General features: G+C 69.6%; 10 protein-coding genes and 1 tRNA gene. 5 read left to right on the top strand and 6 right to left on the bottom strand.

Translation table 11 applies throughout. The annotated features are described in order from the left end of the window. Positions 1–3: 3 nt before the first annotated feature. The 3 genes from AC1Q87_RS04105 to AC1Q87_RS04095 all read right to left on the bottom strand — a co-directional run bounded on the left by AC1Q87_RS04105 (position 4) and on the right by AC1Q87_RS04095 (position 2,658). The gene (locus AC1Q87_RS04105; protein ID WP_492607701.1) at positions 4–1,002 is read right to left on the bottom strand and encodes a DNA polymerase III subunit delta'; all 999 of its coding nucleotides are present in this window, start codon (positions 1,000–1,002) and stop codon (positions 4–6) included. Further along, complete coding sequence (gene tmk / locus AC1Q87_RS04100; RefSeq protein ID WP_492608266.1) at positions 995–1,639, bottom strand: dTMP kinase; 645 nt, start codon at positions 1,637–1,639, stop codon at positions 995–997. The genes AC1Q87_RS04105 and tmk overlap by 8 nt, the downstream gene beginning before the upstream one ends. Before the next feature lie 65 nt (positions 1,640–1,704). Then, positions 1,705–2,658: a septal ring lytic transglycosylase RlpA family protein gene (locus tag AC1Q87_RS04095; protein ID WP_492607700.1), complete on the bottom strand. Its 954-nt coding sequence runs from the start codon at positions 2,656–2,658 to the stop codon at positions 1,705–1,707. 153 nt (positions 2,659–2,811) lie between these two features. Here AC1Q87_RS04095 and AC1Q87_RS04090 point away from each other — a divergent pair. After that, positions 2,812–2,901, top strand: a tRNA-Ser gene (locus AC1Q87_RS04090). A gap of 4 nt (positions 2,902–2,905) precedes the next feature. On the opposite strand, the gene AC1Q87_RS04085 is transcribed toward AC1Q87_RS04090, so the two are convergent. Both AC1Q87_RS04085 and AC1Q87_RS04080 read right to left on the bottom strand, forming a co-directional pair. After that, entirely contained in the window at positions 2,906–3,796 is an 891-nt protein-coding gene (locus AC1Q87_RS04085) for an aspartyl protease family protein (protein WP_492607699.1), read from the bottom strand. A 97-nt stretch (positions 3,797–3,893) separates the two neighbouring features. Next, positions 3,894–4,652, bottom strand: a complete 759-nt coding sequence (locus tag AC1Q87_RS04080; RefSeq protein ID WP_492607698.1) for a helix-turn-helix transcriptional regulator — start codon at positions 4,650–4,652, stop codon at positions 3,894–3,896. A gap of 142 nt (positions 4,653–4,794) precedes the next feature. On the opposite strand from AC1Q87_RS04080, the gene AC1Q87_RS04075 reads away from it, so the two are divergent. The 4 genes from AC1Q87_RS04075 to AC1Q87_RS04060 all read left to right on the top strand — a co-directional run bounded on the left by AC1Q87_RS04075 (position 4,795) and on the right by AC1Q87_RS04060 (position 10,697). Then, positions 4,795–7,170 carry a TonB-dependent receptor gene (locus AC1Q87_RS04075; RefSeq protein ID WP_492607697.1) on the top strand — a complete coding sequence of 792 codons (2,376 nt, stop codon included), beginning with the start codon at positions 4,795–4,797 and terminating at the stop codon, positions 7,168–7,170. 12 nt (positions 7,171–7,182) lie between these two features. Continuing rightward, positions 7,183–8,367, top strand: coding sequence for an acyl-CoA dehydrogenase family protein (locus AC1Q87_RS04070; RefSeq protein ID WP_492607696.1), 1,185 nt, complete (start codon positions 7,183–7,185; stop codon positions 8,365–8,367). A 26-nt stretch (positions 8,368–8,393) separates the two neighbouring features. After that, positions 8,394–9,968 (top strand): fatty acid--CoA ligase, encoded by a 1,575-nt coding sequence (locus AC1Q87_RS04065; RefSeq protein ID WP_492608265.1) that lies wholly within the window; start codon positions 8,394–8,396, stop codon positions 9,966–9,968. A 96-nt stretch (positions 9,969–10,064) separates the two neighbouring features. After that, the gene (locus AC1Q87_RS04060) at positions 10,065–10,697 is read left to right on the top strand and encodes a helix-turn-helix domain-containing protein (protein ID WP_492607695.1); all 633 of its coding nucleotides are present in this window, start codon (positions 10,065–10,067) and stop codon (positions 10,695–10,697) included. 20 nt (positions 10,698–10,717) lie between these two features. Here AC1Q87_RS04060 and hemN read toward each other — a convergent pair whose 3' ends face one another. Next, positions 10,718–12,097, bottom strand: coding sequence for an oxygen-independent coproporphyrinogen III oxidase (gene hemN / locus AC1Q87_RS04055; RefSeq protein ID WP_492607694.1), 1,380 nt, complete (start codon positions 12,095–12,097; stop codon positions 10,718–10,720). Between the last annotated feature and the right edge of the window lie 44 nt (positions 12,098–12,141).

Genomic DNA, 12,141 nt, shown 5'->3' with positions numbered 1-12,141 from the left:
TTTTCAGGCGCGCGCGGCGGCGCGCAGTTCGGTGAGAGCCGTGAAGAACGCGTCCGCACGGTCGAGATTGACGGCCTCGACCTCCCGCGGAAGGCGTTGCAGCGTCTCCCATGCTCCGGCCCAGCGATCAAGCCCGCCATAGCCCTCGGCCGCCAGCCGCATGGCGTGGCCGTGCACGCGCTCGGCAAGCCGCTCCAGCAGCAGATTGAACTGCGCCGCGCCCTCCGCCCCGCGGAAGCGATCGGCGAGAGACAGCGCCAGCGCCTCGTCGACGGCGGGTAGCGACTGCAGGATCTCCTTGGCCGCGTCGTCGACCGCCACCGCGCCGGCCAGGGCGAGTGCGAGCGCCTTGCCCGGCGCCCCCTTCGACATCCGCGCCAGCCGAATCGCGTCCTCGGCGTTGGCGGTGGTCCGCGCCTCGACGAAGGCGGTGACCGCATCCTCCGGCAACGGCTGGAATCCCAGCCGCCGGCAGCGCGACTTGATCGTCGGCAGCAGGCCGCCCGGCGCATGCGAGACCAGCAGGATCACCCCGCGCGGCGGCGGCTCCTCCAGGGTCTTCAGGACGGCGTTGGCGGCATTGACGTTCAGGTCGTCCGCGGCGTCGATGATCGCCACGCGATGCGGCGCCGAGGCCGGGGACTTGGAGAAGAAGTCCGTGAGCTTACGAGCTTCGTCGACCGGGATCAGCTTACGCGGCTTGCCGTCTTCGCCGATCTTCTCCAGCACCATCAGGTCGGGGTGCGAGCGGGCGATGATCTGGCGGCTGACCGGATGGTCGGGCGAGGCGCCCAGCACCCCGTAGGCGGGATTGTGGGGAGCGCCCAATAGCCGGCGGGCGGCGCGAAAGGCGAACGTCGCCTTGCCCACGCCCTCCGTCCCTGTCAGCAGCCAGGCATGGTGCAGCCGCCCGCGGCCGCGCGCCTCTTCGAACGCCGTTTCGGCCGCCTCGTGCCCCTTCAGGTCGAAGACCTGGCGCGGATGGGGCGCAGCGTCAGCCATGGACCAGCCGGCCCTCGACAGCCCGCCACACCTGGCCCTCGACCTCCTCCATGCCCTGGGAGGCGTCGATCAGCGTGCAGCGGTCGGGCTCGGCCGCGGCGATGGCGCGGAACGCCGCGCGCAGGCGCTCATGGAACGCCAGCCCCTTGGATTCAAAGCGCGTCTCGGCATGGCCGTCGGCCTTGGCGAAGGCCTCGGCGCGGGCCAGGCCGACCTCGACCGGCAGGTCGAAGACCAGCGTCAAGTCTGGCCGAACGTCCGCCAGGACAAAAGTCTCCAGGGCGGTGATAAAGGCGGGATCGACGCCGCCGGCTCCGCCCTGATAGGCCCGGGTGGAATCGGCGAAGCGGTCGCAGACCACCCAGGCGCCGCGCTCCAGCGCCGGCAGGATGGTCCGCTCGATATGATCGCGGCGCGCCCCGTACATCAGCAGGGTCTCGGTGGCCGGGCTCCAGCGGTCGGCGTCGCCCTTCAGGACCAGGTTGCGGATGGCCTCGGCGCCCGGCGAGCCGCCCGGTTCGCGCGTGGCGACCACGTCATGGCCGGCGGCCTGCAGGCGCGCGACCAGGCGCCGGACCTGCGTCGACTTGCCCGCGCCCTCGCCGCCTTCGAAAGTGATGAACCGCCCACGCGTCACGCCGGCCAAAATGGCCGCTTCGGCCCGTTTGTCCAGCGCTCAACTGTCGCCGGCGGCGATGCGGCTCAGGCGCCGGGACGCACCACCCGCGCCTCGGTGAAGCCGTAGGCCGCCACCCGATCGCGCAGATCGAAGGCCTCGCCCTCGTCCGCCGTCCCGTCGACCATCACCCGATACAGGGTCATGCCGTCGGCGCGCTGGAACGGCTCGACCTTGGCGACGACCGCAGAGCCGAGTTGGCTGACCACGCGTTGGGCGTTGGCGGGATCGGAGAACGCGCCGGCCTGGACCCGATAGATCAGCCCGCCGCTGGCCGGCGACGCCTGAACAGGGGCCGACGCCACGGGCGCCAACGGGGCCAAGGGCTGTGAGGCCACCGGCGTCTCGACCGGACCGGGGTTCAGGCCCGCATATGGCGTCGGCGCCGGCGGCAGCTGCGAGGGCGCAGGCGCCGGGGTGTAGGCCGAATAGCGCAGACCGGCATCCGGCGCGCCCAATGGGGCGGGACCGACATAGCGCACGCGCACCCGCGCCGTGCCCTGCTGCTCGAAGCCGAGCTGGCGCGCGGCCTCCTGCGAAACATCGATCACTGCGCCGCCCTTGAACGGGCCGCGGTCGTTGACGCGGACCTGGACGGTCCGGTTGTTGTCGAGATTGGTCACCTCGACGATCGACGGCAGCGGCAGGGTCGTGTGCGCGCCCGACAGCGCGTAGCGGTCGAAGACTTCGCCATTGGCCGTGGTCTTCAAATGGTGCGACTGGCCGTACCAGGTGGCGGTCCCCTCCTGGTCGTAGCCAGGCTCTTCCTTGGGCACATACCAGACGCCGCCAACCTCGTAGGGCGAGCCGACCTTGTAGCGGCCCCCTGCCCCGTTCGGCAGTTGCCCCGGCGTCGGACCTGCGGTCGGATGCTTAGCGGCGTAACGCGGCTGGGGCGTGGCGCAGGCGGCCAGCGCTGCGGTTCCCATAAGCACGACGACGACGCCGCGAACCGGCGTGCGCGAACGGATGCGGGCCATGGCCGCTCCCTCTTTCAAATCTCTACGCTCCCCAGCGCTGGCGGCCATGTTCGCGCGCCAGACTTGAGCCATGGTTAACGCAAAGGCGATTTTCATTAAGCATCGACGATGGGTGGAGACGCCGCCCGACCCCTGCTATAGGCCCCTCCTTCCGGAAGGGTGGCCGAGTGGTTTAAGGCAGCGGTCTTGAAAACCGCCGTAGGTGAGAGCCTACCGTGGGTTCGAATCCCACCCCTTCCGCCAGACCTCAGCCCGCCGGGGCGACCAAGACCAGCACCAGGCCCTTGTAGTCGACGATGGTGCGGTAGCGGCCCAGGTGGTCCATTCCCAGGATCATCGCCGGTCTGTCGGCCATGCCGACCACCTCGAACACCGGCAGATCGGCGATCCGGAACTCCGGGCGCTCGATGAGCGCGCCGGCCACCTCCAGCTTTCGTGCGGTGTGGACCGCGTTGGCGCTCACGTGGCCGCTGACGCCTTTGACCGCGCTGCCCGCGCGCAGCCCTTCGCTTTCCGGGGTCAGGCCAAGCAGGCTCGCCGCGCGCCAGTTGACGATCGTCACCCGCGCCCCGGTGTCGACGACCGCGTCGATCGCGTAGCCGTCCAGCCAGACCCTCACCCGCGGCGCCAAGGCGTCGTCGAGCGTGATCGCGGCCCGATACGTGGCCGCCGAAGCCGGCAAGCTCGGAATCTCATCGCGCAGCGCCCATCGCCCCTGGGCCAGATCGACGTCGAGAACGCCCTCGGCGAGGACGTCGGCGCCGAGGATCCCATGCACCTGCAGCGCATCGACCGGCCCAGGCGGCAGGTCGAACGCCGTCAGCCCCGTGAACCGCCGGCCCTGCGTCTCCAGCGCCCGGATGGCGACGGTAGCGACCTCCGCACTGCCGGCCGCGCCATTGACCTCCAGTCCGCCGGTCTTCTCGAGCTTCACCGGCAAGGCCGCATGCAGGCTGGGCAGCACGACGGTGTTGCTGGCGGCGGTGTCGATCACGAACCGATACGGGCCGTGACCTTCGATCGTGACCTCGGTGACCGGCAGGCCGCTGCTGTGCGCCATCAACGGCGTCGACGGCCGCTCGGAGGGCGTCGCCGCCGACGCCAGCGCAAGCGCCAGGGCGTAGATCGCGTGCATCATCCTGAGGTCTCCTGCCTTGCCCCGTGGGAGGGTGGTGAGGACCCTAACGCCCAGCGCCGGCCGGCCGACGCATCGTCGCCGAAACCCGATGCAAGCTTCAGGCGCGGCCGGCCGGTCTCCGCTCGCCGACATAGCCGAGCACCGAGGCGCGGTGGACCGCCTGCGGCCGGCCCGCGACACCCATCTTGTCGGCGGCGTTGCGCATGTGGAAGCGGACGGTCGGCATCGAGATCTTCACGATCTCGGCGATTTCGCCGTCCGTCTTGCCCTTGGCCGCCCACTTCAGACACTGGATCTCGCGCCGGGTCAGGTGGACGAGACCGTTCGGCGACAAGCCGCGATCGTTGTAAGCGGCCATGAAGCGCAGCGAGAGGATCGAGAGTTCGGCCGCCCGCTGCTCGAACACCGGCCGCACGTCGAACACCTCCGGCGAGGCCCAGACGATCGCCCCGATCACGCCGCCGGGCAGGTGCGCCGGTGCGATGATCGCGGTGCCGATCTCGACCGTGTCGGCGCTTTGCACGACGTCGATCGCCGCCAACCGGCGCGAAGGCCGCCAGGCGCCGAAGCGGCCGTCCTGAAAGTAGAAGGGCTCAGCCGTGTAGCGGCAGGCGAAGACGAAGGCCGAACGCAGCGCGAAGCCGCGGTCCTTCCAGTACTGCAATCCTGGGTCGAGCCACTGAAACAACGTTTCGGCGAATGGCCGGCCGTGCCGGTCGCGCATCGGTTCGGGGTCGCCGATGTCGGCGCTGACCGCGATGTACGGCAGATCGATTTCCCGGCCGCGGTCGCGCACTTGCGCCGCGAGGCCTTCGATCAGCTCGTACTCCTCGTGAGACTCAGCGCTCAACGCCACGACGGCCTGCCTCCCCTGCGGCGCCTATCACATCCGTTAGCTTGTCCCTCAAAGCCTTTTTCCGCAAGCATTCCCGCCTCGCCGCGACAAGACGGCGACGTGCAAGAACGGTTCGCCGGCGCAGCCGGCTGCGGGAGGGAAGATGAAACAAGCACTGACGACCGCCTCATGGGCGGTGCTCGCGTTCGCCTGCGCGACAGTTCCGGCCGCCGCGCAGGAATCGGGGACCGTCGCCGAACTCGTGGTCACGGCCCAGAAGCGCGAGCAGAACCTGCAGGACGTGCCGATCGTCGTCACCACCCTTCCGCAGCGGCAACTTCAGGATGCGGGCGTTCGGGACATCAAGGACCTGCAGGTCCTGGCCCCCGGCCTCAGCGTGACCTCGTCGACCAGCGAAGCCCAGACCTCGGCGCGGATCCGCGGCGTCGGCACCATCGGCGACAATCCCGGCCTGGAATCCTCGGTCGGCACGGTCATCGACGGGGTCTACCGCGCCCGCAGCGGCGTGGCCTTCGGCGACCTCGGCGAGCTGGAGCGCGTCGAGATCCTGAAGGGCCCGCAAGGCACCCTGTTCGGCAAGAACACCTCGGCCGGCGTCATCAACGTGCTGACCAAGGCCCCCTCCTTCGACTTCGAAGCCGCGGGCGAACTCACGGTCGGCAACTACGGCGCGCTCGGCGTGGCCGGCAGCGTGACCGGCCCGATCGTCGCGGACAAGCTGGCTGGCCGCCTCTATGCGGCCAAGCGCGAGCGCGACGGCTTCGCCGACGTCCACGTCGGAGCCGGACCTCGCACCCGCACCGACGACACCGATCAGAACTACTACACCGTCCGCGGCCAGCTGCTGTTCACCCCGACCGACAGCCTCAGCATCAAGCTGCTGGCCGACTATTCGAACCGCGACGAGCATTGCTGCGTGAACTTCGTCACCGTCGCGGGGCCGACGGCGGCGCTGGTCGACGCGCTGGCCGCGGACGAAGGTGTCCAGCGCCCGCCGAACCCCGGCGCGCGGATCGCCAACGCCAACCGCGACATGGGCTCGAAGATCACCGACCAGGGCGTCTCGGCCCAGCTCGACTGGGACATCAACGAGGATCTGGTCCTGACCTCGATCACCGCCTTCCGCGACTGGCGCGCGGAGAACGGCTCGGACATCGACTTCTCGTCGGCGGACATCTGGTATCGAGCGGCGGACGGCTCGAGCTTCAACGAGATCAAGGCGTTCTCGCAGGAAGTTCGCCTCGCCGGCGCCACCGAGACGGTGAACTGGCTGATCGGCGCCTTCTATTCGGACGAGGACCTGAAGGCCGCCGCGGCCACCACCTTCGGCACGGCCTACGAGCCCTACTTCGGGCTGCTGCTGTCGGCGGCGACCGGCAGCCCCAACCCGGCCTTCGTCTCGGTGCTGACCGGCCTGCCGTTCGGGACCAACTTCCCGGCCGGCACGGGACCGCGCGACAGCTATGACCACAATTCCAAGGGCTGGGCGCTGTTCACCAACAACAGCTGGAAGGTCACCGAGGCGCTCGAGCTCACCCTCGGCCTGCGCTACTCCGACGACGAGAAGTCGGTCCGCAGCCACTACACCAACGCCGCTCCGGCCAACGCCTGCGCCGCGGCCCTGGTCCGCCCGATCCCGGCCGCCGCGCGCGGAGCGATCTGCGCGCCGCACTCGGACCCGGCCTTCAACAACGTGGTCACCAACCAGGAGCAGAGCGAGGGCCGCTGGAGCGGCACCCTGAAAGCCAGCTACCGCTTCAACGAAGGGGTCATGGCCTACGCCTCCTACGCCGAAGGCTTCAAGAGCGGCGGCTTCAACCTCGACCGCGCGCGCCTGGCCGCCGGCGTGATCAATCCCGACACCAGTTTCCCGGCCGAAACCGTGGTCAGCTACGAGCTCGGCGTGAAAACCAACACCGCCGACTACGGCCTGGTCGCCAACGCCGCCTTGTTCCACCAGACCTACGAGGACTTCCAGCTCAACACCTACACCGGCATCAGCTGGCTGGTCGCCTCGATCCCGGAAGTGATCTCGCGCGGCGTCGACGTCGACCTGATGTGGCGCCCGCCGGTCGAGGGGCTCAGCTTCTCCGGCGGCGTCACCTACGCCGAGACCCAGTTCGGCGACTTCGCACCGCCGGCGGGGATCTCGCCGCGCCTGCCGAACACCCGCCTCTCCTACGCCCCGCTGTGGTCGGCGGCGGGCACCGTCAGCTACGAGCGCCCGGTCAGCGAGACCCTCGAGTTCCGCGCCAGCCTCTCGGCCAAGTACACCTCGGAGTACAACACCGGCTCGAACCTCGACCCGCTGAAGTCCCAGCCGCCGCTGACCTTGGTCAATGCGCGTCTGGTGCTCGCCAGCCAGGACGAGCGCTGGTCGGCCGAACTGTGGGCCCAGAACCTGACCGACGAGGACTACAACCAGGTCGTCGTCGACCAGCCGCTACAGACCGGGACCTTCGCGACTTTCCTTGCGCCGCCGAGGACTTACGGCGTTACCTTGCGCGGACGTTTCTAGGACGCCCGCCAAGTGAACCTGGATCTGACCGCCGAAGAACTGGCCTTCCGCGACGAGGTGCGCGCCTTCCTGGAGGAGGCGCTGCCCCCCGACCTGCGTGAGGCCGGACGCCGCGCCACCAGCGTCTTCATCGACAAGCGCTACAGTCTGCCCTGGCAGAAGATCCTGCACGCCAAGGGCTGGGCCGCGCCAAGCTGGCCTAAGGTCTATGGCGGCCCTGGCTGGAACGAGATGCAGCGGCACATCTTCGCCGCCGAGTGCGCGCGGGCGGGCGCGCCCAGCCTGGCCCCCATGGGCCTGCGCATGGTCGGGCCGGTGATCATGGGCTACGGCAGCGAGGCGCAGAAGGCGCACTACCTGCCGCGCATCCTGTCGGGCGAGGATTACTGGTGCCAGGGCTACTCCGAACCCGGCGCCGGCTCGGACCTGGCCGCTTTGAAGCTGCGGGCCGAGCGCGACGGCGACGACTACGTACTGAATGGGTCCAAGCTTTGGACCACCCACGCGCACTGGGCCAACCGCATGTTCTGCCTGGTCCGGACGTTGGCCGAGGGCAAGCCGCAGGCCGGCATCACCTTCCTGCTGCTCGACATGCAGACGCCTGGGATCAAGGTCCGGCCGATCATCACCCTGGCCTGCGAGCACGAAGTCAACGAGGTGTTCTTCGAGAACGTCCGGGTCCCGGTCTCCGGGCGTCTCGGCGAGGAGAACCAGGGCTGGACGGTCGCCAAGTACCTGCTGGAATTCGAGCGCGGCGGCGGCTCGGCGCCCGGCCTGAAGGTGATGCTCGAGCGGCTGCGCAAGTCCGCCCGTGAGGCCGGCCTGCTGGATGAGGCCGACTTCCGGCGCCGGCTGATGGAGACCGAGATCGCCGTCCAGGCCATCGAGGTCTCCGAGCAGCGCATCCTGGCCGCGCTGTCGTCCGGCAAGAACCCCGGCCCGGCCTCGTCGATGCTGAAGACCCAGGGCGGCGAGGCGATGCAGCGCATCGACGAACTGCTGCTGGAGGTCGCCGGCGTCTACGCCGCCGCCGATCAGCCGGCGGCCCGCGAGGCGGGGTCGAACATACCGCCGATCGGGCCGGACGCGGTGCTGACCGCCATGCCTCGATACCTGAACAATCGCGCCGCCTCGATCTATGGCGGCTCCAACGAGATCCAGCGGGACATCATCGCCCGCCTGGTGCTCGGTCTCTAGGGAGGCCGCCCGTGGCCCAAACGTCCGTGGACTTCAACGCCATCCCGACCCTGGCCGACGCGCCGCGCTTCCATGCCCGCGAGCGTCCCGACGCCGTCGCCCTGACCTTCGAGGGGCGCCAGACGACCTACGCCCAGTTCGACGCCGGCAGCAACCGGGCCGCCCAGGCCCTGCTCGCCGAGGGCCTGACCAAGGGCGACCGCATCGCCTATCTCGGCAAGAACAGCGACCACTATTTCGAGCTGCTGTTCGGAGCGGCCAAGATCGGGGTGATCATGGCCCCGATCGGCTGGCGGCTGGCCCCGCCGGAGGTCGCCTACATCGCCGGCGACGCCCAGGCCGGGATGCTGTTCGTTGGTCCCGAGGTGCTAGACACCGCCCGTGCGGTCGCAGCCGAACTACCCGACATGAAGGTCGTGGCCATGGAGACCGGCGCCGGCGAATGGCCGACCTACGAGGCCTGGCGCGACGCGCAGGCGCCCCGTGACCCGGCCATCGAGATCGACGAGCGCGACGTCGCCGTGCAGCTCTACACCTCGGGCACGACCGGACGTCCGAAGGGCGCGATGCTCAGCCATCTCAACATCCTGGGCGGCCGCCGCCGCGCCCAGGAAACGCCGATGTCCTGGAACCAGTGGGCGCCGGAGGACATCAGCCTGGTCGCCATGCCGGTCGGTCACATCGGCGGCACCGGCTGGGGCATCGTCGGCCTGGTCAACGGCGCCAAGGGCGTGGTCGCCCGCGAGTTCGACCCGTTCAAGGTGCTCGACTACATCGAGCACGACCGCGTCTCGAAGATGTTCATGGTTCCGGCCGCGCTGCAGATCGTGGTGCGCCAGCCGCGGGCCCGCGAGGTCGACTACTCGCGCCTGAAGTACATCCTCTACGGGGCCAGCCCGATCCCGCTGGACCTGCTGCGCGAGTGCATGGAGGTGTTCGGCTGCGGCTTCGTCCAGCAGTACGGCATGACCGAGACCTGCGGCACCATCGTCTACCTGCCGCCGGAAGACCACGACCCGGCCGGCAACGCTCGTATGCGCGCCGCCGGCCTGCCGATGCCCGGCGTCGAGATCAAGGTGATCGACGAGACCGGCGCGAGCCTGCCGCCGAACGCCGTCGGCGAGGTCGCGGTCCGCTCGGTCTCCAACATGGCTGGCTACTGGCGGCTGCCGGACGCCACCGCGGCGACCGTGGCCGCCGACGGCTGGCTGCGCACCGGCGACGCCGGCTACCTCGACGACGACGGCTACCTCTTCATCCACGACCGGGTGAAGGACATGATCATTTCGGGCGCCGAGAATATCTATCCGGCCGAGGTCGAGAGCGCCGTCTACGGCCACCCGGACGTGGCCGAGGTGGCGGTGATCGGCGTGCCGGACGACAAGTGGGGCGAGTCGGTGAAGGCCGTCGTCGCGCCCAAGCCCGGGACCAATCCCGATCCGGAGGACATCATCGCCTTCGCCCGCACCCGCATCGCCGGCTTCAAGGCGCCCAAGAGCGTCGACTTCGTCGACGCCCTGCCCCGCAACGCCTCGGGCAAGATCCTGCGCCGCGAACTGCGCGAGCCCTATTGGGCCGGGCGCACGCGCCGCGTGAACTGACCTCCGTAGGAGTACGTAAGGGCGCCTCCGTAAGGGACGATCCGAAATTTTCCGCCTGCCCGCCCCGGCCTAGTCAAAGGTCATCGGGAGTTGGGTATGACTTGCAGCGAAACGATCCTCCGTGACGACCACGACTTGATCAGCCGCATCGGCGTGCCGATGAGCTTCGCCAAGGACGAAGAGATCTACGGCCAGGGTGAACGCGCTGATCTCGTCTATCGAATGATCAGCGGCACGGTGCGCACCTCGCGCTTTATGGCCGACGGCCGCCGCCCGATCGGGGACTTCTACTATCCGGGCGACGTGTTCGGCCTGGAGACGACCGGCAGCCACAGCATGGCCGCCGAGGCGCTCAGCGACTGCGTGATCCTCGCCGCCAGCCGTCAGGCCATGCTGGCCGCCGGCGGCGAGCATGAGCTCAAGGACCTGATGTGGGACGCCACCGTGCGCGACCTCGAAAGCGCCCGCGAGCACCTGACCCTGCTGGTCCGCAAGAGCGCGAGCGAGCGGGTCGCCAGCTTCCTGCTCGGCCTGGCCCAGCGCCGCGGCGAGACCGCCGTGGAACTGGCCATGGGCCGCCAGGACATGGCCGACTATCTCGGCCTCACCATCGAGACGGTGTCTCGGATGATCACCCAGCTGCAATCGTCCGGCGTGGTCGAGTTCGAAAGCTGCCGCCGCTTCCGGGTCCGCGACCGCGAGGCCCTCGAAGACCTCGCCGCCGCCTGAGCCTTCCCCTCCTGACCTCCTCACAGCGCCTTGGCGTGGCGGCCCTGCTGGGCGTCGAAATAGGCGTCCACCGCCGCGCAGATCGAGCGGATCACCAGCCGGCCGTGTCCGATCACCTCGACGCGGCCGGCTTCGGCCTGCAGCAGCCCCTCGCGCCGGAACGGCTCCAGCCGCGCCAGGATCAGAGCCAGGTCGGCCAGCAAGCGTCCGTGCCGGATGCACACCGCAGTCAGGTCCACCGCGAAGTCGCACATCAGCCGCTCGATGATCTCGCCGCGGAACCGATCCTCGTCTGTGATGGCCACGCCGCGAGCGACCGGCAGTTCGCCGCGGTCCAATGCCGAGCGCCAGTCGAGTTCTCTCGTCACGTTTTGCACGAAGCCTTGCGGGAAGGCGCCGATCGCCGACGCGCCCATGCCGATCAGGGTCTTCGCGGCGTCCGTCGTGTAGCCTTGGAAGTTGCGGCGCAGCCGTCCCGCGGCGAGCGCGACAGCCAGCTCGTCGGTCGGCAGCGCGAAGTGGTCGAGCCCGATCCGGACATAGCCCTCGGCGACCAGCCGCTCGGCGGCCGACTCGCTCTGGTCTAGCCGCTCGGCGGGGCCGGGCAGCGCCTCTTCCGAGATCAGCTGCTGGTGCGATTTCATCCACGGCACGTGGGCGTAGCCGAACAGGGCCAGCCGCTCGGGCCGCAGGTCCAGCACCGCATCGATGGTCGCCAGCGTGTTGGCCGTCGTCTGGTGGGGCAGCCCGTACATCAGGTCGAAATTGATCGAGCTGACGCCAGCTTCGCGCAGCCAGCCGACGCAGCGGGCCGCCTCCTCGATGGTGCCCTTGCGGTCGACGGCCGCCTGCACCTGCGGGTCCAGGTTCTGCACCCCCAGGCTCGCGCGGCGCAGGCCGTGGCCCGCGCAGGCCATCACCCAATCGCGGGTCAGCGCCGGCGGGTCGATCTCGGTCGCCACCTCGAGATCGGGGGAAAGGTCGAAAACGTCGCCGAGGGCGGCGAACAGGACGTCCAGTTCCTCGACCGCCAGCATGTTCGGCGTGCCGCCGCCGAAGTGCAGGGCGTTGGCCGGCAGCTTGCCCGGCAGCGCCTGGCCGAGCAGCCGGATTTCGTCGAGCAGCTTGCCGACATAGGCGGCGATCGGCTCGTGCCGGTTCACCGCCCGGGTGTTGCAGCCGCAGTACCAGCACAGCCGCGCGCAGAACGGGATGTGCATGTAGAGCGACACCGGATCGCTCGCCGGCAGCTCCGCCAGCCAATGGCGGTAAGTCGACTCCCCGACATCCGGCGTGAACTGCACGGCGGTCGGATAGCTGGTGTAGCGCGGCGCGCGGCCGTCGAAGCGGGCGACGAGGTCGGCCAGCGCCTGGGGATCTTTGAGCGCGGTCAGGGTCACGGGCGGCTCCTGTGGTGTCTCAGAGCTTGTCGCCCGATCCGCCG

The organism is Phenylobacterium sp. GW823-FHT02A09 (assembly GCF_058797775.1).
Note: the sequence above shows the minus strand (reverse complement) of the source record. Positions and strands in the feature narration are given on the sequence as shown.

What these genes read in the sequence shown, in the direction of transcription:
- AC1Q87_RS04105 (WP_492607701.1), bottom strand. Translation starts at nt 1,002, where the DNA reads ATGGCTGACGCTGCGCCCCATCCGCGCCAGGTCTTCGACCTGAAGGGG.
- AC1Q87_RS04095 (WP_492607700.1), bottom strand. Translation starts at nt 2,658, where the DNA reads ATGGCCCGCATCCGTTCGCGCACGCCGGTTCGCGGCGTCGTCGTCGTG.
- AC1Q87_RS04085 (WP_492607699.1), bottom strand. Translation starts at nt 3,796, where the DNA reads ATGATGCACGCGATCTACGCCCTGGCGCTTGCGCTGGCGTCGGCGGCG.
- AC1Q87_RS04075 (WP_492607697.1), top strand. Translation starts at nt 4,795, where the DNA reads ATGAAACAAGCACTGACGACCGCCTCATGGGCGGTGCTCGCGTTCGCC.
- AC1Q87_RS04060 (WP_492607695.1), top strand. Translation starts at nt 10,065, where the DNA reads ATGACTTGCAGCGAAACGATCCTCCGTGACGACCACGACTTGATCAGC.